The 18288-nt window shown below is 65.2% G+C and carries 18 protein-coding genes; 8 read left to right on the forward strand and 10 right to left on the reverse strand.

The window, feature by feature from the left end; genetic code table 11:
* Positions 1-3: 3 nt before the first annotated feature.
* The 6 genes from CAL19_RS18720 to rpmH form a co-directional block, all read right to left on the reverse strand.
* A complete protein-coding gene (locus CAL19_RS18720; protein ID WP_094797634.1) occupies positions 4-1008 on the reverse strand; it encodes a Bug family tripartite tricarboxylate transporter substrate binding protein in 1005 nt (334 codons plus the stop codon).
* 243 nt (positions 1009-1251) lie between these two features.
* Positions 1252-2691 (reverse strand): catalase, encoded by a 1440-nt coding sequence (locus tag CAL19_RS18725; RefSeq protein WP_094797635.1) that lies wholly within the window; start codon positions 2689-2691, stop codon positions 1252-1254.
* Between the two features lie 230 nt (positions 2692-2921).
* A complete protein-coding gene (gene yidC, locus CAL19_RS18730; RefSeq protein ID WP_094797733.1) occupies positions 2922-4613 on the reverse strand; it encodes a membrane protein insertase YidC in 1692 nt (563 codons plus the stop codon).
* 61 nt (positions 4614-4674) lie between these two features.
* Positions 4675-4947 (reverse strand): membrane protein insertion efficiency factor YidD, encoded by a 273-nt coding sequence (gene yidD / locus CAL19_RS18735; RefSeq protein WP_026640574.1) that lies wholly within the window; start codon positions 4945-4947, stop codon positions 4675-4677.
* Positions 4944-5315, reverse strand: coding sequence for a ribonuclease P protein component (locus tag CAL19_RS18740; RefSeq protein WP_094797636.1), 372 nt, complete (start codon positions 5313-5315; stop codon positions 4944-4946). The genes yidD and CAL19_RS18740 overlap by 4 nt, the downstream gene beginning before the upstream one ends.
* A 50-nt stretch (positions 5316-5365) precedes the next feature.
* Positions 5366-5500, reverse strand: a complete 135-nt coding sequence (rpmH, locus tag CAL19_RS18745; protein WP_003800771.1) for a 50S ribosomal protein L34 — start codon at positions 5498-5500, stop codon at positions 5366-5368.
* 268 nt (positions 5501-5768) lie between these two features.
* On the opposite strand from rpmH, the gene dnaA reads away from it, so the two are divergent.
* The 3 genes from dnaA (at position 5769) to gyrB (ending at position 10865) form a co-directional block, all read left to right on the forward strand.
* On the forward strand, positions 5769-7208 hold the full coding sequence (gene dnaA / locus CAL19_RS18750) for a chromosomal replication initiator protein DnaA (RefSeq protein ID WP_094797637.1): 1440 nt from the start codon (positions 5769-5771) through the stop codon (positions 7206-7208).
* 2 nt (positions 7209-7210) lie between these two features.
* Complete coding sequence (dnaN, locus tag CAL19_RS18755) at positions 7211-8320, forward strand: DNA polymerase III subunit beta (protein WP_026640577.1); 1110 nt, start codon at positions 7211-7213, stop codon at positions 8318-8320.
* A 91-nt stretch (positions 8321-8411) separates the two neighbouring features.
* The gene (gene gyrB / locus CAL19_RS18760; protein ID WP_094797639.1) at positions 8412-10865 is read left to right on the forward strand and encodes a DNA topoisomerase (ATP-hydrolyzing) subunit B; all 2454 of its coding nucleotides are present in this window, start codon (positions 8412-8414) and stop codon (positions 10863-10865) included.
* Between the two features lie 110 nt (positions 10866-10975).
* On the opposite strand, the gene CAL19_RS18765 is transcribed toward gyrB, so the two are convergent.
* The gene (locus tag CAL19_RS18765) at positions 10976-11452 is read right to left on the reverse strand and encodes a thioesterase family protein (protein ID WP_094797640.1); all 477 of its coding nucleotides are present in this window, start codon (positions 11450-11452) and stop codon (positions 10976-10978) included.
* A 31-nt stretch (positions 11453-11483) separates the two neighbouring features.
* Positions 11484-11768, reverse strand: coding sequence for an acylphosphatase (locus CAL19_RS18770; RefSeq protein ID WP_026640580.1), 285 nt, complete (start codon positions 11766-11768; stop codon positions 11484-11486).
* 79 nt (positions 11769-11847) lie between these two features.
* Between CAL19_RS18770 and CAL19_RS18775 the strand changes: the two genes are divergently transcribed.
* Both CAL19_RS18775 and CAL19_RS18780 read left to right on the forward strand, forming a co-directional pair.
* Positions 11848-13011 (forward strand): alpha-hydroxy acid oxidase, encoded by a 1164-nt coding sequence (locus tag CAL19_RS18775; RefSeq protein WP_026640581.1) that lies wholly within the window; start codon positions 11848-11850, stop codon positions 13009-13011.
* Positions 13012-13281: 270 nt separating this feature from the next.
* Positions 13282-14112 (forward strand): AraC family transcriptional regulator, encoded by an 831-nt coding sequence (locus CAL19_RS18780; RefSeq protein WP_094797641.1) that lies wholly within the window; start codon positions 13282-13284, stop codon positions 14110-14112.
* 54 nt (positions 14113-14166) lie between these two features.
* Here CAL19_RS18780 and CAL19_RS18785 read toward each other — a convergent pair whose 3' ends face one another.
* Positions 14167-15195 (reverse strand): BMP family protein, encoded by a 1029-nt coding sequence (locus tag CAL19_RS18785; RefSeq protein WP_094797642.1) that lies wholly within the window; start codon positions 15193-15195, stop codon positions 14167-14169.
* Between the two features lie 172 nt (positions 15196-15367).
* Here CAL19_RS18785 and panE point away from each other — a divergent pair, with 172 nt between their 5' ends.
* From panE to CAL19_RS18800, 3 genes are all read left to right on the forward strand, one after another.
* Complete coding sequence (panE, locus tag CAL19_RS18790) at positions 15368-16297, forward strand: 2-dehydropantoate 2-reductase (RefSeq protein WP_094797643.1); 930 nt, start codon at positions 15368-15370, stop codon at positions 16295-16297.
* An 86-nt stretch (positions 16298-16383) separates the two neighbouring features.
* Positions 16384-16995 (forward strand): NAD(P)-dependent oxidoreductase, encoded by a 612-nt coding sequence (locus CAL19_RS18795; protein WP_026640585.1) that lies wholly within the window; start codon positions 16384-16386, stop codon positions 16993-16995.
* 12 nt (positions 16996-17007) lie between these two features.
* Positions 17008-17511 (forward strand): nucleoside 2-deoxyribosyltransferase, encoded by a 504-nt coding sequence (locus CAL19_RS18800; protein WP_094797644.1) that lies wholly within the window; start codon positions 17008-17010, stop codon positions 17509-17511.
* 40 nt (positions 17512-17551) lie between these two features.
* Here CAL19_RS18800 and ribB read toward each other — a convergent pair whose 3' ends face one another.
* Positions 17552-18253: a 3,4-dihydroxy-2-butanone-4-phosphate synthase gene (gene ribB / locus CAL19_RS18805; RefSeq protein WP_094797645.1), complete on the reverse strand. Its 702-nt coding sequence runs from the start codon at positions 18251-18253 to the stop codon at positions 17552-17554.
* Positions 18254-18288 lie beyond the last annotated feature (35 nt).

Consider the following 18288-nt stretch of genomic DNA (forward strand, 5'->3'; position numbering starts at 1 on the left):
GTATCACTCCACCTTGATCTGCGCGCTGCGGACCACGTCGGTCCATTTGTCCAGGTCGGCGCGCACCTGCGCGGCGAACGCATCGCTTGCGGTGGGGTCGGCTGCCGTAATGCCCGCGGCCGTCAAGGCCTCGCGGACTTTCGGGTCTTGCAGCGCCTTGCCCGTGGCCTGGTTCAGGCGGTCGATCACGGGAGCCGGTGTCGCGGCGGGGGCCAGCAGGCCTATCCATTGATCGGTGTCGAACCCGGCGATGCCGGCCTCTTTCATGGTGGGCACCTGGGGCAATTGCGGCATACGCTGCGCGCCGCCGACTGCCACCGCCGTGACCTTGCCGGCCGCCAGCTGCGGCAATGCCACCGCGGCGTTGGCAAAATGGAAATCCACTCTGCCGCCAATCTGGTCCGTCATGGCGGGGGGGCCGCCCTTGTAGGCAACATGCACGATATCCAACTGCTCGCGGGATTTCAGCCATTCGCCGGCCAGGTGTCCCGGCGTGCCGTTGCCCGCGGATGCATAGTTGAGCTGCCCCGGCGCGGCACGCGCCCGATCAACCAGATCGGACAGTGTCTTGGGCCCTTGCTGCGGGTGAGTGACCAGGATGAGCGAAGCATAGGCCAGCGGCGCGACCGGCTTGAAATCCTTCAATAGCGTGAACGGCTGCGGCAGGCCCACCGCCTGATTGATGGCGATGGCACTGGTGGTTACCATCAGCGTGTACCCGTCGGGAGCCGCCTTGGCCACCGCGTCGGCCCCAATGGTGCCGCCCGCCCCAGGCTTGTTCTCGACCACCACGGTAACGCCAAGCTCGGCCTGCAGCTTATCGGCCAGCAGCCTTGCCGGCAGGTCTACCAGGCCGCCCGCAGGCCAGGGGACGACGATGCGTATGGCCTGCGTCGGGTAGTTTGCCGCTGCGGCTGTGGTCACCCCGCCGAGCAGCAGCAGGCCTGCCAGACCCGAAGTGAAACGGCGGCGGCCGATGGCGGCGCCCGCTGGGGCAAAACGCTTCATACTTGTCTCCTGTGCCAAGGCCGGCGCTTATTGCAGGCGCGATCCGGCGTATGGCGTTGCATGGGGTGTGTATTTCGCTATACATCTAAAGGTTCTATAAACCATACGACCGGCACAGTCGATATGTCAAGAGCGCTGCACGTATTCCGAGCCGCGCGCGCCAAAAGCATCGTCCCACGGCGCGATGCCGTGGGGCGATAGGGGCCCATGGGGCGCCGTCGCGTTGCCGCGACGGCCATGGGGTCAGTTCAGGCCGAGTGCGGCCGCGACACCCGCCGCGTAACGGGGGTCTGCGCGGCGGAAATGCTCCAGCTGCCGGCGCTGGATGGTTTCGGGCACACCAGCCATGTGGCGGGCAATGTTGTCGAACAAGGCCTGCTGCTGGGCCGGCGTCATCAACCGGAACAGCGCGCCGGGCTGCGAATAGTAGTCATCATCGACCCGGTGGCTCCAGCGGTCGGCGGCCTGGCCGTCCAGCGCCAGCGGCGGCTCGGCCGCGGCGGGGGATTCGCGCCACTGGCCGAAACTGTTCGGCTCGTAGTTGATCGTGCCGCCCAGGTTGCCGTCTACGCGTCCCGCGCCATCGCGATGGAAGCTATGGAAGGGGCAACGCGGTGCATTGACCGGTATCTGGTGATGATTGACGCCCAGCCGGTAGCGATGCGCGTCGCCGTACGAGAAAAGGCGGCCCTGCAGCATCTTGTCGGGCGAATAGCCGATGCCCGGCACGACGTTGGCGGGCGTAAACGCCGCCTGCTCCACTTCGGCAAAGTAGTTTTGCGGGTTGCGGTTAAGTTCGATGACGCCCACGTCGATCAAGGGGTAGTCCGCATGCGGCCACACCTTGGTCAGGTCGAACGGGTTGATGTGGTAGGTTGCCGCTTCGGACTCGGGCATGATCTGCACTTTCATGGCCCAGCGCGGAAAGTCGCCCCGCTCGATATGTTCGTACAGGTCGCGCTGCGCGCTTTCGCGGTCGCTGCCCACGACGTCGGCGGCTTCGGCGTCGGTGTAATTGGCGATGCCCTGCAGCGATTTGAAGTGGAACTTCACATAGAAGCGTTCATTGTCGGCATTGATGAAGCTGTACGTGTGCGAGCCGAAGCCGTGCTGCTGCCGGTAGTTCTTCGGCAGGCCTCGATCGCTCATCACGATGGTGACCTGATGCAGCGATTCCGGGTTCAGTGACCAGAAATCCCATGCCGCCGTGGCGCTGCGCAGGTTGGTCTGCGGGTCGCGCTTTTGCGTGTGGATGAAGTCCGGGAACTTGACGGGGTCGCGCAGGAAGAACACCGGCGTGTTGTTGCCCACCAGGTCCCAGTTGCCTTCTTCGGTATAGAACTTCAGTGCAAAGCCGCGCACGTCGCGTTCGGCGTCGGCCGCGCCGCGTTCGCCGGCCACGGTAGAAAACCGCAGGAACAAGGGGGTTTGCTTGCCGACTTCGGCGAAAACCCTGGCGCGCGTGTACCGGGTGATGTCGTGCGTGATGGTCAGCGTGCCATACGCGCCCGAGCCCTTGGCGTGCACGACGCGCTCGGGAATGCGTTCGCGGGCAAAGTGGGCCAGCTTGTCGATAAGCCAGACATCCTGCAACAAGACCGGGCCGCGCGGGCCGGCCGTGAGCGAATGGTTGTTGTTGGCGACGGGAGCGCCGGCGGCAGTCGTAAGAGTTTTGTCTGTCATGCGTCTTTCCAAGCTGAGTGACGAGGGCCGCAGGGCGGCGCGTGGACTCATATTAGGAAAAACTATTAATTCTAGGAAATTGATTTATTAATCAAATTCCATAAATAAAACCTAACCGGCCTGTGCCGGACGCCGGACCGACACGGCCGCGACCTTCCGAAATAGAAAAAGGGCCGGGCTCTGTCAGAAGCCCGGCCCTTGGCGGCCGTGTGATGCGGGCCGCAGTCGGATCAGCTGTTGGCTGCGGTGGCGGCCTTGCGCTCGATGCCGCGCGTGATCACCCATTGCTGTGCGATGGACAGGGTGTTGTTCACGCACCAGTACAGCACCAGGCCTGCGGGGAAGAAGAACATCATGCCGCCAAACACCAGGGGCATGATCATCATGACCTTGGCCTGGATGGGATCAGGCGGCGTGGGGTTCAGCTTGATCTGCAGGAACATGGTCGCCATCATGATCGCGGGCAGTATGAAGTACGGATCGCGCACCGACAGGTCTTGCACCCACAGGATCCACGGCGCGCCGCGCATTTCGACGCTGGCCAGCAGCACCCAGTACAGGGCGATGAACACCGGGATCTGCACCAGCATGGGCAGGCAGCCGCCCAGCGGGTTGATTTTCTCGGTGCGGTACATCTCCATCATGGCCTGGTTGAGCTTCTGGCGGTCGTCGCCATACTTTTCTTTCAGGGCCTGCAGTCGCGGCGCCACCTGCTTCATGCGCGCCATCGACCGGTAGCTGGCCGAGGCCAGCGGGAAGAACACGGCCTTGATGATCACGGTAAGGGCGACGATGGCCCAGCCCCAGTTGCCCAGCAGCCCGTGCAACCACGTCAGCAGCAGGAACAGGGGTTTGGCGATGATGGTGAGCCAGCCGTAATCGACCACCAGTTCAAGCCCGGGCGCAAGTTCGCCCATGGCCTTCTGGTCTTGCGGGCCTACCCACAGGTGCGAGTCGACACGGGCGGTGTCGCCGGGCTGCACCGCGCCTACGGCTTCGATGCTGCGCGCCGCGTACAGGTTGGGCTGGACTTGCAGCAGTTCGTTGGCGCGGGGCTTGCCCTGGGGCGGTACCCAGGCCGTGGCGAAATAGTGCTGCACCACGGCGATCCAGCCGTTGTCGGCCTGTTTGATGTAGTCGCCCTTGTCTTTGGCGATGTCCGAGAAGGTGATCTTCTGGAATTTGTCCTGTTCAGAGTAGACCGCGAAGCCCGTGAACGTGTGATAGAAGCTGGACGTGTCCGCCGGGTCGTTGCCGTCGCGCTCGAGCTGCAGGTACAGCGAAGGCGACAGCGGCGCATCGGACGCGTTGGTCAGCGAATGCTGGACGTCGATGTCGTAGCGGCCACGATGCAGTGTGTAGGTCTTGGTGACCTTCAAGCCGCCCGATTCCGCCTCGAACACGACTTTGAGGGTGTCGCCGGACAGCTCGCGCTCGCGGGACACCACGCGGAAAGGCGTCAGGTGGGTGGGGAAGTTCTGGCCATTGGGCGCGCCCACCAGGCCGGACTGCACGACGTACGTCAGTTCGGGCGAGCGGTCTAGCAGGATGGTGGGCTTGTTGGGCTGACCGGCGGTGGGGTATTTCAGCAGTTCCGCCCGCACCAGTTGGGCGCCCGTGGTGTCGAAGGTCAGGCGCAATACATCGGTGCTGACCACCACTTGTTCGGCCTGGGCGGCCGCCGGCGCGGGGGCCGCCCCTGGCACTGCGCTGGGCGCGGCGGCCGCGGCCGGCGCCGATGGCACCGAAGGCGTGGCCGCCTGGCCGTTGGCGCCGGGCTGTTGCGCGGAGGATTCGGCGCCGGCCCCGGCGGGGGGCGCGCCGAACAACGACGGCTTGCCGTGCTGGACTTGCCAGTTGTTCCACAGGAGCAACAGCGAAAAAGAGAAGATCATCCAGAGGATGGTTCGTCGGATATCCATGATGCCTACGGTAAGTATGCGGGCCGGCCGGAAGCGGAACGGCAAACCCGCGAGTTTAGCGTCAATTGGGACCAGTGCGGTGCCGATGGGCGTTACACGGGGGCGAGTCGGGATGATGCGTATGGGGCACCGGGTCGTAGCCGCCGGCGGCCCAGGGATGGCAGCGGCCGATGCGGCCCGCCGCCATCAACAGGCCCCGCCAGGCGCCGTGCTGCTCGATGGCTTCAATCGCATACGCCGAGCAGGTGGGGGTAAACCGGCACTGCCGGCCCAGCCAGGGGCTGAGAAAGAACCGGTAGAACCGGATGGGGGCGATCAGGAATGCCTTGATCATGGCCGCACCCGCGAGAAGTGAGCGTCTACTTCGGCGCGCACCTGCCGCTTGAGTTCAGTAAGTGTGGCGGCAGCGGGCTTGCTGTGCAGCCGCACCACGTAGTCGCGCGCGGGCAACTGCTGCCGATGGTGCCGGAACGATTCGCGTATGACGCGCTTGATGGCGTTGCGCGTGGTTGCGCGAGCCGCATAGCGCTTGGCGATCACCATGCCCAGACGGGCCTGTTCGGGCTGGCCGGGCAGCAGGCTGTTGGGCGCGCCGCTGAGGACGAAGAAAGCCCCTCGGGCCAGCCGGCGCCCTTTAAGGGCAGCGGCAAACTCAGAGGGGCGATGCAGCCGCGCCTCGGGAGGAAGCGTGGCGCGCGGCATGAACGACCGGAGCGGCGATACGCGGCGGACGAATAGACCGGGTGCCGGCCTTAGACGGCCAGGCGCTTGCGGCCCTTGGCGCGGCGGGCGTTCAGTACGGCGCGGCCGCCACGGGTTTTCATGCGCACGCGAAAGCCGTGGGTACGCTTGCGGCGGGTGACGGAAGGTTGGTAGGTGCGTTTCATGGACGATCCACAAAAAGAACAAAGTCAGAAGGGACCTGCCCGACGGGTTCTTGGCCAGGACAACGCTTGGCGCATAAGGCAACCGGGGGTGCCCCCGGTGCGCGTAAATAGAACCTTCTGACAGACAGAATTCGGAAAAGCCCATCATTTCAGCAAGTTTTCTCTGCCTTGTCAAACAGTTACGGGTCGGGCGCGGGCAAGGGGCACGTCCGGCCTGTGGATAACCTACCCCCAGGCAAGGTAGAATCGAGGTTTGAACAAGAGCGACATGAAAGATTTCTGGCAGACCTGCGTCAGTCGTCTAGAGCAGGAACTCCCCCCCCAACAGATCAGCGCCTGGATCAGGCCGCTGGTGCCGCTTGCGTACGACGAGACGCAGGCCGTGTTACGCGTTGCCGCGCCCAACCGGTTCAAGCTGGACTGGGTGCGCAAGAATTTTTCCCACCAGATAGAGGCCTTGGCCGCCGAATGGTTCCAGCGGCCGGTGCAGGTTGCTTTCGAACTGCCATCGGGCAGCGCGGCGCCGCGCATGCCGGCGGCCCCCCGCGCGCCGTCCCCGGCCCCCGGGGCGGCGGCGCCGGTTGCGCCCGCCGTCCAGGGCGCCGTGCCGGCGCAGGCGCCGAATCCGCCCGCAGCGAACGTGGCGGCGGCCATGCAGGCCGACGCCGCCGGCGTGGTGTACGAGCGGTCCCGCCTGAACACCGACCTTACCTTCGAGAACTTCGTTACCGGCAAGGCCAACCAGCTGGCCCGCGCCGCGGCGCTGCAAGTGGCCGAGAACCCCGGCATTTCGTACAACCCGCTGTTCCTGTATGGCGGCGTGGGCCTGGGCAAGACCCACCTGATCCATGCCATCGGCAACGCCATGGTGGCCGCGGGCACGGGCGTGCGGGTGCGCTATGTGCACGCCGACCAGTACGTGTCCGACGTGGTCAAGGCGTACCAGCGCAAGGCGTTCGACGACTTCAAGCGCTATTACCATTCGCTTGACCTGCTGCTGATCGACGACATCCAGTTCTTCTCGGGCAAAAGCCGCACCCAGGAAGAATTCTTCTACGCCTTTGAAGCGATGGTCGCGCAGCGCAAGCAGATCATCATCACCAGCGACACCTACCCCAAGGAACTCGCCGGCATCGACAGCCGCCTGATCTCGCGCTTCGATTCCGGCCTGACCGTCGCCATCGAGCCGCCCGAACTCGAAATGCGCGTGGCCATCCTGCTGCGCAAGGCCGAATCCGAAGGCGTTCCCATGCCCGAGGAAGTCGCCTTCTTCATTGCCAAGCATTTGCGCAGCAATGTGCGCGAACTCGAGGGCGCGTTGCGCAAGGTGCTGGCCTATGCCCGCTTCCACGGGCGCGATGTGCTGTCGGTCGACGTCTGCAAAGAGGCGCTGAAAGACCTGCTGTCGGTGTCCAACGGGCAGATCACGGTCGAGAACATCCAGAAAACGGTGGCCGATTTCTACAAGATCAAGGTCGCCGACATGTATTCGAAACGGCGTCCCGCCAATATTGCCTTGCCGCGCCAGGTCGCCATGTACCTGGCCAAGGAGCTCACCCAGAAAAGCCTGCCGGAAATCGGCGATTTGTTCGGTGGCCGCGACCACACCACCGTGCTGCATGCGGTACGCAAGATTTCCGATGCCCGCGCCAAGCAGGCCGAGCTTAACCATACCCTGCACGTGTTGGAACAAACTCTAAAAGGATGAACATGCAACTCGTACAAACCACGCGCGATGCATTGCTGAAACCGCTGTCGACCGTGGCGGGAATCGTCGAAAGACGCCATACCCTGCCCATCCTGGCGAACATCCTCATGCGCAAGGAAGGCAACAAGGTCGCCTTCATTGCCACCGACCTCGAAGTCCAGATCACCACGCATGCCGATTTCGGCGTGGGCAATGACAACGAATCCACCACGGTCGCCGCGCGCAAGTTGCTGGACATCCTGAAAGCGTTGCCCGACACGGGCGAAGTCAAGCTCGGCCTGGCCAACAACAAGCTGTCGGTGCAGTCGGCCAAGAGCCGGTTCGCCCTGCAGACGCTGGCCGCCAGCGAATTCCCCACCGTGGCTCAACCCGACCACTGGGATGTGTCGCTGAGCCTGCCGCAGCGCACCCTGCGCCACCTGCTGAACATGGTGCACTTTGCCATGGCGCAGCAAGACATCCGTTATTACCTGAACGGCATGCTGCTGGTGTTCGAAGCCGGCCACGTGCGCGCCGTGGCCACCGACGGCCACCGCCTGGCCCATTGCGCCACCAAGGCCGACGGCATCGAGCAGCGCCACGAAGTCATCGTGCCGCGCAAGACGGTGCTTGAAATGCAGCGCCTGCTTGAAGATTCCGACGAGCCCGTCTCCATCGACGTGGCGCCGGGCCAGATCCGTTTCCGCTTCGGCGATGTCGAACTGGTGTCCAAGCTGGTCGAAGGCAAGTTCCCCGATTTCACGCGGGTGATCCCCACCAACTACACCCGCCATTTCGTGATCAGCCGCGAGGCCCTGCAAGGCAGCCTGCAGCGCGCGGCCATTCTCACCACCGACAAGTTCAAGGGCGTGCGTCTGCAGCTGGCGCAGAACCAGATGAAGATCTCGTCTTCCAACGCCGAGCAGGAAGAGGCCCAGGAAGAACTCGACATCGATTACGGCCACGAAGCGCTCGATGTGGGCTTCAACGTCGGCTACCTGCTCGACGTCCTGTCCAACGTCAAGACCGAGAATGTGCAGTGGTCGGTGATGCCCGATGCCAACGCGTCGGCGCTGATCACCCTGCCCGACGACGAGCAGTTCAAGTACGTCGTCATGCCCATGCGGATCTGATCCGCGCATATGGGCTCATGCCGCGCGGGCGCCAGGCCGCCCGCCGTGGTCCGGCCGCCTGGCCGTCTTTTGAAGTGTTAGCGATATAAACATGTCAGATCAGCAGAACAGCAATCCCGAGAACGCCGGCTATGGCGCCGATTCGATCAAGATGCTCAAAGGGCTGGAGGCCGTGCGCAAGCGCCCGGGCATGTATATCGGCGACACGTCCGACGGCACGGGTCTGCACCACATGGTGTTCGAGGTAGTCGATAACGCGATCGACGAGGCCCTGGCCGGGCACTGCGACGACATCGTGGTCACCATTCACACCGACAATTCGATTTCGGTGACCGACAACGGACGCGGCATTCCCACCGACATCCACAAAGACGACGAGTTCGGCCGCAGCGCCGCCGAAATCGTCATGACCGAGCTGCACGCAGGCGGCAAGTTCGACCAGAACTCCTACAAGGTGTCCGGGGGGCTGCACGGCGTGGGCGTGTCGTGCGTGAACGCGCTGTCCGAATGGCTGCGCCTGACCATCCGCCGCAACGGCCAGGTGCATCAGATGGAGTTCCGCCAGGGCGTGCGCGTGGCGCCATTGACGGTTACCGGCCCTACCGACAAGCGCGGCACCGAAGTGCGCTTCCTGGCCGACCCGCAGATTTTCACCAACATTGAATACCACTACGACATCCTGTCCAAGCGCCTGCGCGAACTGTCGTTCCTGAACAATGGCGTGAAGATCCGCCTTGTCGACCAGCGCCAGGGCAAGGAAGAGAACTTCGCCTTCTCGGGCGGCGTGCGCGGCTTTGTCGAGTACATCAATCGTTCCAAGACCGTGCTGCATTCCAATGTTTTCGCGGTGTCGACCGAATCCAGCGCGGGCGGCGTGCCGGTGGGCGTCGAAGTCGCCATGCAATGGAACGACTCGTACTCGGAAACCGTGCTGTGCTTCACCAACAACATCCCGCAGCGCGATGGCGGCACCCACATGACCGGCCTGCGCGCCGCCATGACCCGTGTCATCAACAAGTACATCGCCGATAACGAACTGGCCAAGAAGGCCAAGGTCGAAACCGCTGGCGACGACATGCGTGAAGGTCTGGCCTGCGTGCTGTCGGTGAAGGTGCCCGAGCCCAAGTTCAGCAGCCAGACCAAAGACAAGCTGGTGTCCAGCGAAGTGCGCCCGGCCGTGGAAGACGCCGTGGCTCGCACGCTGGAAACCTGGCTGCTGGAACACCCGAACGACGCCAAGGCCCTGTGCGGCAAGATCATCGAGGCCGCGCGCGCCCGTGAGGCCGCGCGCAAGGCCCGCGAAATGACGCGCCGCAAAAGCGTGCTGGAAGGCGCCGGCCTGCCGGGCAAGCTGGCTGACTGCCAAGAGAAAGACCCGGCGCTGTGCGAGCTGTACATCGTCGAGGGCGACTCGGCCGGCGGCTCGGCCAAGCAGGGGCGCGACCGCAAGTTCCAGGCCATCCTGCCGCTGCGCGGCAAGGTGCTCAACGTCGAGAAGGCGCGCTTTGACCGCCTGATCGCCAGCGAACAGATCGCCACGCTGATCACGGCGCTGGGCACCAGCATCGGGCCGGATTTCAATATCGACAAGCTGCGCTACCACCGCCTGATCATCATGACCGACGCGGACGTCGACGGCGCGCACATCCGCACCCTGCTGCTGACGCTGCTGTATCGCCAGATGCCCGAGCTGATCGAGCGCGGCTACGTGTACATCGCGCAGCCGCCGCTGTACAAGGTGAAGGTCGGCCGCGAAGAGCGCTATCTGAAAGACGACCAGGAAGAAGCGCAGTTCATGCTGCAGCTGGCGCTGAAAGACGCCGCGCTCATCCCGTCGCAAGGCGCCGAGCCCATCACCGGCGAAGCGTTGGCCGAGCTCGCGCGCCAGTACGTACTGGCCGATGCCGTCATTGCGCGCCTGTCGCGCCTGTTTGACGTGGATGCCCTGTCGGCCATGGCCGAAGGCGTCGAGATCGACCTGTCCACCGGCGAGACGGCCGCGGCGTCCGCCAAGCGCCTGACTGACGCGCTGCGCGAAGCGGTGGCCGGCAACGGCGTAGAGGTCACCGCCGAGTTCGACGAAGCGCAAGAGCAGCATCGCCTGATGGTGCGCCGCATGCATCACGGCAACGTGCGCCTGAGCATCATCGACGCCGACTTCGTGCAAGGCGCCGACTACGCCGTGCTGGCCAAGTCCGCCAAGACCTTCCTGGGCCTGATCGGCCCCGGCGCCGTCGTGGCGCGTGGCGAAGGCGACAAGCGCAAGGAACAGTTCATCGGCGACTTCCGCGAGGCCATGCAGTGGCTGCGCAACGAAGCCGAACGCGGCATTTCCAAGCAGCGCTATAAGGGCCTGGGAGAAATGAATCCCGAGCAGCTGTGGGAAACCACCATGGACCCGACCGTGCGCCGCCTGCTGCGCGTGAAGATCGAAGACGCGATCGCCGCCGACGAGATCTTCACCACGCTGATGGGCGACGACGTCGAGCCGCGCCGCGCGTTCATCGAAACCCATGCGCTGTCGGCGTCCAATATCGACGCGTAAGCGTTCGATGTCCGGGCCGGCGACGGCCCGCGGCCCGGATAAAACAAGGCTGCCCTCGGGCAGCCTTGTTTTATCCGGCCGTTGCCGCCGCGCGCAGGCGAGTCAGGGCATCAGGCCCGGCGCGCCAGGGACAGCCGCCAGACATGGCGGTCGGGCAGCGGCACGGTTGCATGGGTGTGGGCGGCCGCCTGCAGCGAGTGCAGCAGCGAGTCCGGAAACGCCTGGCTGCGGCGCGTGTCGAGGTTGACGTGCACCGACAGCTGTTCCATCGTGGCCGCGAGGTAGTTGTCGCGGGTCTGGAAGAGTTCCATCAGGCACAGCAGCCGCTTGTCGTCGGCGCCCAGCACGCGCAGCCGCAATTCCAGCGGGTCGCCGGCCAGCAGCTCGCGCCGGTAGCTGACCGCGATGTCCACGGTGTAGATGCCGCAGCGCGATTCGCGTGTGTAGCTTTCGCCCACCCCCAGTTCGCCCAGCAGTTCGTAGCCGTAGTGATCGAAAACCCCCACATAGCGGGCGGCGTTCATGTGGCCGTAAAGATCGATCCAGTCGGGTTCGACCTTCAGTTGCAAGGTAGGCAAGGTAGGCATGGCGATATCCGTGTAGCGTAAGGGTGAAAGCCTAGAGTTGCTCGAAGCGGGCGTAGCGTTTGTCGATGTATTGGCGCTCGGTGATGAGCTCGCGCACCTGGGCGGCGGGCGGGCCGCGCCGCAGCCATTCGAGCATGTGGTCGACCTGGTCGGCGGTGCCCTGCACCAGGGCCTGCACGGTGCCGTCTTCCATATTCTGCACCCATCCTGTTACACCCAGCATATGGGCGCGGCGCACGGTGGCGTGCCGGTATCCCACGCCCTGTACGACGCCCTTGACAATGACATGTACGGTTTCGTGTTGAGGGGCTTGCATACTGCGGTTCCTGTGGTGGCGCAGGGCGCGCGTATACTTGCTACGCCCTGTTGGTCCTCTATTGCTCTAATAGTGTCCCATGAATCCGAATCTTGCCAAGATCACCTGCATTGAAGAGCTGCGCGCCGTCGCCCAGAAACGTGTGCCGCGCATGTTCTATGACTATGCCGACTCCGGCGCATGGACCGAAGGTACCTATCGCGCCAACGAGGCCGATTTCCAGGCGATCAAGCTGCGCCAGCGGGTAGCCGTCGACATGGAAGGCCGGTCGTTGCGCACCACCCTGGCCGGCACCGAGGCGGTCATGCCGGTGGCCATTGCGCCGACGGGGCTGACGGGCATGCAGCACGCCGATGGCGAGATCCTGGGGGCGCAGGCCGCGGCCGAGTTCGGGGTGCCCTTTACGCTTTCAACGATGAGCATCTGCTCGATCGAAGACGTGGCCCGCGCGACCGGCAAGCCATTCTGGTTCCAGCTTTATGTCATGCGCGACCGCGAGTTCGTGGCCAACCTGATCGACCGCGCGAAGGCCGCGGGGTGTTCGGCGCTGGTGCTGACGCTGGACCTGCAGATCCTGGGCCAGCGGCACAAAGACATTCGCAACGGTCTGTCGGCGCCGCCCAAGCCCACGCTGGCCAATCTGCTCAACCTGGCCACCAAGCCGCGGTGGTGCATGGGTATGCTGGGCACACGGCGGCGCACGTTCGGCAACATCGTGGGGCACGCCAAGGGGGTGGCCGACTTGTCGTCCCTGTCGTCGTGGACGGCCGAGCAGTTCGATCCGCGCCTGAGCTGGGCCGACGTCGAATGGATCAAGCAGCGCTGGGGCGGCAAGCTCATCCTGAAGGGTGTGCTGGATGTCGAAGATGCCCGCCTGGCGGCCGACAGCGGCGCCGACGCGCTGATTGTCAGCAACCATGGCGGCCGCCAGCTCGATGGCGCCATGTCATCCATCAGCGCCCTGCCGGCCATCGCGGACGCGGTGGGTTCGCGTATCGAGGTATGGATGGATGGCGGGATACGGTCGGGGCAGGATGTCCTGAAGGCGGTGGCGCTGGGGGCTCGGGGCACCATGATAGGCCGCGCGTTCCTCTACGGCCTGGGCGCCTACGGCAAGGCCGGCGTGACGCGCGCGCTGGAGATCCTGTACAAGGAAATGGACGTCACCATGGCGCTGTGCGGCCGCAAGTCCATCACGCCGGGCGACCGCAGTCTGCTGGTGCCGGGAACGTATCCGACCTGAGACGGCCGCGGGCGGTGTCAGACACCCTTCGGGAGTCAGACACCGGGCCGTCGGCGGCGCGTGCGGTGGGGCTGGCCATGGTTGCTGCAGCGGTGTCTGACTCCCGAAGGGTGTCTGACACCTTGCGCGGGACCCGGCACTTTGTGATGCGCTCGAAGGCCTGCCGACGCGGCAGGCGGCCGTTGCTGCACATGTATGCGCGGTCTGCCTGCGCAAAATGCGCAAAATCTGCAAATCGGCCGGAAATACAGTGGGAGCCCTGGAGGACGCATGAAATCCACGACCCGTATCCACTACGCCACCCGGCTGGAACCCGTGCTGCAATGGTTGGCCGCCCACCCCGATGCGGCGCCCGACCTGTATCACCTGGCCGACCTGGCGTGTTTGTCGCCCTACCATTTTCATCGCGTGTACCGCGCGCTGATGGGTGAGACGGTGAACGCCACGATGCAGCGGCTGCGCATGCATCGCGCGTCGGTGGATCTGGCAGGCAATCGTCCGATGCAGCAGGTGGCGCAACGCGCGGGGTACGCCTCGCAAGCCGCCTTCAACCGCGCGTTCGGCGCGGTGTTCGGAATGCCGCCGGGCCGGTATCGTCATGCGCGCTCCAGACCTTTCAACCCTCAGGAGCTAGGCATGTACCCCACTACCATCGAGCAATTTTCCGGCGCGTCACTGGCCACCCTGGCGCATCAGGGCGACTACCAGCATATCGGCGCCACTTTCGACCGACTGTTCATGCTGGCGTCCAGCCGCGACCTGGTGGGGCCGGATACGCGGTCCTTTGGCGTGTACTACGACGACCCCGCGCAAGTGCCGGCTTCGCAGCTGCGCTCGCGTGCCGGGCTGACCGTGCCGGCGGGCGCGGCGGTGGACGCCGTTTTCGAACCTTTTGCGCTGCCCGCGGCGCGTTGTGCGGTGCTGGAATACACCGGCCCCTATAGCGAGATCGAAGCCGCCTATAACTGGCTGTTCTCGGAATGGCTGCCCGAAAGCGGCCACGAGACCCTGGACTTTCCCATGTGGGAAGAATACGTCAACGACCCCAAGGTGACGCCGGCGTCGGAATTGAGGACGCGCATCTATCTGCCGCTGGCGTAATGGCGCCGGCCGCGCCCGGGCTGCGCAACGGCCCGGGCACCGGGGCCGGCCGGTTCAGGGGGCCGTCGACTGCGGCTGTGTGTCGTTGATCTTGATCGTGAAGGTGCCATCCAGGATGGTCTTGCGCCGCGACTCGACGCTTGCCACCAGCCCGCCCGGCAGCTTGTCGGCGAACGCGCCCAGCGATGACAGCATCGAGCCCTGGTAGCGCATCTGCGAATACATGCCGTAGTCGTCGGCCTTGAAGGTGCCGCGCCGCACCATGGTAAGCGCCCGCACGATTGTGGGCTCGGCGTCCCAGAGCGCCGAGACGACCACCGTGTCCGGGTACTGATGCCGCGCGTCCACGACGTTGCCGATGGCCAGCTTGCCGCGCTCTTGTGCGGCCTGAACGGCGTTCAGGCGCTCGGCGTAAAGGATGTCAACGCCCTGGTCGATCATGCTGTGGGCCGCCTGCCTGGCCTTGGGCGGATCGAACCACGAACCGATGAACGATACGTAGAACACCGCATCAGGATTGACTTCACGCACGCCATCCATGAAGGCGTGCATCAGGCGGTTGACCTCGGGTATGGGATAGCCGCCCACCAGACCGATCCGGCCGCTTTCGCTGAGCCCGCCGGCGATCATGCCGCCCAGGTAGGCGGGTTCCTGGATATAGTTGTCGAATACCGAGAAGTTGGGCTGCTGCGGCCGCCCCGACGAGCCCATCAGGAAGGCGGTCTGGGGATAGTCGCGCGCCACCGCCCTTGAGGCCGCCTCGGCGCGAAAAGCCTCGCCCACGATCAGCTGGACGCCCCCATCGGCATAGCGCCGCAGCACCTGCTCGTAGGTGTCGTGCGAGACGTTTTCGGAAAATACATAATCGATTTCACCGCGGGCACTGGCAAGCACGAGGGCCCGGTGCACGCGCGACACCCATTGCTGGCCGATGTGCACCGTATAGACCCCGGCGACCTTGATGCGGGCGGCGGGCTGGGCGTGCAGCCGGCCCGAGGCCAGCCAGCCGACTGCCGCGCCCAGCCGCACCAGGACGTCGCGTCGCGTTCGTCGGGCGGTTGGCGGTGTATTGCGGGAAATCATCGGCGTAGGCTCCTGCACGCAGTGCGATGAGGTCGGGCGGCACGCCGGGTGCAGGCGAGCGCCGCGCGAAGCGATTATAGGCAGCTTGTCGGTTGCAAAGCACGCTTGAGTGCATAATCGCAGGCTGGCGCACTGCGCGGCATGGCGTGGCGGAACTACTCGGAGAAATTGAATGCGATTGCTGTTTCTTGGAGCCGGCGGCACCGGCGGCTACTTTGGCGGGCGCGCCGTGCAGGCCGGGGCCGATGTCACCTTCCTGGTGCGCGAGGCCCGTGCGCAGAAGTTGCGGGCCGAAGGCTTGCGCATCGAAAGCCCGCGCGGCGACGCGGTGATCAAGCCGCGCATCGTCACAGCCGCCGAACTGGACGGCCCTTACGACGTGGTGGTGCTCAGTTGCAAAGCCTATGACTTCGCCAGCGCGGTGGACGCCATTCGCCCGGCCGTGGGCCCGGACACAGCAATCCTGCCCATCATGAACGGCGTGCTGCAGTACGACGCGCTGGATGCCGAGTTTGGCGCGGCGCGCGTGCTGGGCGGGCTTTGCCAGATCAATGCGTCGCTCGGGCCCCAGGGGCAGGTGCGCCATATGGGCCAGCACGCGCTGTTCGTTTATGGCGAACGCGCGGGCGAGCCGCGCAGCGCACGCTGTGTCGCGCTGGAGTCTGCGCTGGCCGACGCCGGATTCGACAGCCGGCTCAGCGACGCGATCCTGCAGGACATCTGGGAAAAGTTCGTGTTCCTGGCCACGCTGGCGGCGGCAACCTGCCTGATGCGTGGGGCCGTGGGGCAGATTGTGTCCACCGATGATGGCGAGGCCATCATGCGTGACTTGCTGCGCGAGTGCCAGCAAGTGGCGGCGGCGTCGGGGCATACCGTGCGCGCAGCAGCCGACGCGGCGGCGCTGAAGGTGCTGACAGATCGCCAGTCGCCGGTGACCGCATCCATGTTCCGCGACCTGAGCCAGGGCGGCAAGGTCGAGGCCGACCATATCGTGGGCGACATGCTGCACCGCGCCCGCACCCTGGGGCTGGAGACGCCCATTCTGCGCGTTGCGTATGCTCACCTGCAGGTGTATCAGGCGCAGCGCGCCATTGGTGCATAAACTGCAACTGACTATCGCGCGCCGCGGAGTATGCGGGCCGGCGGGCCGGGGATAGCATGGAATTTCCAACCATTCCGGAGCCTTCCATGAAAATCGCACTTATCGGTATTTCCGGCCGCGCGGGTTCGCGTATCGCAGACGAGCTGCTGCGCCGGGGCCATCAGGTAACCGGCATCGCGCGCAATACGGCCGAGGTCGCGCCGCGCCCCGGGCTCACGCTCGAGCAGGGAGACGCCACCGACCCCGCCGGGCTGGCGCCGCTGCTTGCGGGCCATGACGCCGTGGTCAGCGCCACCCGGTTCGTTTCAACGGACGCCAGGCAGTTGCTCCAGGCGGTACGCAGTGCGGGCGTGTCGCGCCTGCTGGTCGTGGGGGGCGCGGGCAGCCTGCGGGTCGCACCCGGCCTGATGCTGATCGACACGCCCGACTTTCCCGATGTCTATCGGCCTGAAGCGCGGGCCGGCGTGGCGTTTCTGGAAACGCTGCGGCAGGAAACGGCGCTGGACTGGACCTTTTTATCACCCTCGGCCTTGTTCATGCCGGGAGAACGCACGGGCAGCTTTCGGGTGGGTGGCGACGAACTGCTGGCCGACGGCGAGGGCAAGAGCTGGATTTCGATGGAAGACTACGCGATTGCGCTGGCGGACGAGCTGGAAACGCCTCGCCATGTGCGGCGCCGGTTTACCGTGGGCTACTGATCTCGTGCGGCCATGAAAAAAATCTACCTGGCGGGTTTTGATGTGTTCCGTCCCGACGCCTTGGCGCATGGCGAGCGGTTGAAGCTGGCGTGCCGTGCGCACGGCCTTGAAGGCCTGTATCCGCTGGACAACCAGGCGCCGTCGGACCTGGCGCCGCGGGCGCTGGCGCAATGGATCTACGACGCCAACACCGCGTTGATACGCCAGTCCGACGCCGTGATGGCCAACCTGAACCCGTTTCGCGGCGACGAGCCGGATTCGGGCACGGCGTTCGAAGTGGGTTACGCCATTGCCCTGGGCAAGCCGGTATGGGCCTATGTGGACCATGCCGAAACGCTGGTGCAGCGCGTGGCGACGGCCAGCGCCGACGACCCGCCGCGCCATGTCGACGCGCAGGGGTATACGGTAGAAGACTTCGGATTGAACCTGAACCTGATGCTGGCCTGCAGCGCCCGCGTGGTGGTGGGCGACGCGCAGCGCTGCCTGCAGGAAATGGCCCCGGCGCTGCGCGGGTAGCCGCGGGGCGCCAGCGCGCCCCGCCCGGCCTCGCAGGGGTCTACGCGGCCACTTGTGCCGCGGCTGCGGCGGCGTCTGCGCCCGTGCGCTGAAGGTGGTCTGCCAGTTCGGCGATCGTCAGCGCCACCAGGCCATGCTCGGCCGCGTAGCGCGCAACACTGGTTCCGCGAGCCATGGTTCCGTCGGGATTCATCAGCTCGCACAGTACCGCGGCCGGCCGCAGGCCCGCCAGAACAGCCAGGTCCACCGAGCCTTCGGTATGGCCGCGCCGTTCCAGAACACCGCCGGGCCTGGCGCGCAGCGGAAACACATGCCCCGGGCTGACGATATCCGTGGCCTGGGCTCCCGGCGCAATGGCGGCGCGGATGGTGGTGACACGGTCGGCCGCAGACACGCCGGTGGACACGCCTTCGCGGGCTTCGATCGATACCGTGAAGGCCGTGCTGTAGCGGCTCTGGTTGCGGGGAACCATGGGCGGCAGGCCCAGGTTGTCCAGCGCTTCATCGGTCAGGCACAGGCACACGATTCCGCTGCAGTCGCGAATCAGCTGGGCCATGACGGGCACGGTGAGTTTGTCGGCGGCTACGATGAGATCGGCCTCGTTCTCGCGGTCGTAGTCGTCCATCAGGATGACGGGCCGCCCGAGACGCAAGTGTTGCAGTGCGCGCGCCAGCCGCATTTCGAAGGGCTGCGCGTACAGATCGGGGGGAAGGTAGGGTACGGAAGAAATTACGGCTGACATTGAAACGCTCTCGCAGGAAAAGTGGGCGAAAAACG

This window comes from Bordetella genomosp. 7 (genome assembly GCF_002261265.1).
In the GTDB taxonomy this organism is placed as follows: Bacteria; Pseudomonadota; Gammaproteobacteria; order Burkholderiales; family Burkholderiaceae_B; genus Bordetella_A.

Bases quoted from the DNA above. Each gene is read 5' to 3' on its own strand.
- CAL19_RS18720 (WP_094797634.1), bottom strand. From the start codon at position 1,008: ATGAAGCGTTTTGCCCCAGCGGGCGCCGCCATCGGCCGCCGCCGTTTC.
- CAL19_RS18725 (WP_094797635.1), bottom strand. From the start codon at position 2,691: ATGACAGACAAAACTCTTACGACTGCCGCCGGCGCTCCCGTCGCCAAC.
- yidC (WP_094797733.1), bottom strand. From the start codon at position 4,613: ATGGATATCCGACGAACCATCCTCTGGATGATCTTCTCTTTTTCGCTG.
- yidD (WP_026640574.1), bottom strand. From the start codon at position 4,947: ATGATCAAGGCATTCCTGATCGCCCCCATCCGGTTCTACCGGTTCTTT.
- CAL19_RS18740 (WP_094797636.1), bottom strand. From the start codon at position 5,315: ATGCCGCGCGCCACGCTTCCTCCCGAGGCGCGGCTGCATCGCCCCTCT.
- rpmH (WP_003800771.1), bottom strand. From the start codon at position 5,500: ATGAAACGCACCTACCAACCTTCCGTCACCCGCCGCAAGCGTACCCAC.
- dnaA (WP_094797637.1), top strand. From the start codon at position 5,769: ATGAAAGATTTCTGGCAGACCTGCGTCAGTCGTCTAGAGCAGGAACTC.
- dnaN (WP_026640577.1), top strand. From the start codon at position 7,211: ATGCAACTCGTACAAACCACGCGCGATGCATTGCTGAAACCGCTGTCG.
- gyrB (WP_094797639.1), top strand. From the start codon at position 8,412: ATGTCAGATCAGCAGAACAGCAATCCCGAGAACGCCGGCTATGGCGCC.
- CAL19_RS18765 (WP_094797640.1), bottom strand. From the start codon at position 11,452: ATGCCTACCTTGCCTACCTTGCAACTGAAGGTCGAACCCGACTGGATC.
- CAL19_RS18770 (WP_026640580.1), bottom strand. From the start codon at position 11,768: ATGCAAGCCCCTCAACACGAAACCGTACATGTCATTGTCAAGGGCGTC.
- CAL19_RS18775 (WP_026640581.1), top strand. From the start codon at position 11,848: ATGAATCCGAATCTTGCCAAGATCACCTGCATTGAAGAGCTGCGCGCC.
- CAL19_RS18780 (WP_094797641.1), top strand. From the start codon at position 13,282: ATGAAATCCACGACCCGTATCCACTACGCCACCCGGCTGGAACCCGTG.
- CAL19_RS18785 (WP_094797642.1), bottom strand. From the start codon at position 15,195: ATGATTTCCCGCAATACACCGCCAACCGCCCGACGAACGCGACGCGAC.
- panE (WP_094797643.1), top strand. From the start codon at position 15,368: ATGCGATTGCTGTTTCTTGGAGCCGGCGGCACCGGCGGCTACTTTGGC.
- CAL19_RS18795 (WP_026640585.1), top strand. From the start codon at position 16,384: ATGAAAATCGCACTTATCGGTATTTCCGGCCGCGCGGGTTCGCGTATC.
- CAL19_RS18800 (WP_094797644.1), top strand. From the start codon at position 17,008: ATGAAAAAAATCTACCTGGCGGGTTTTGATGTGTTCCGTCCCGACGCC.
- ribB (WP_094797645.1), bottom strand. From the start codon at position 18,253: ATGTCAGCCGTAATTTCTTCCGTACCCTACCTTCCCCCCGATCTGTAC.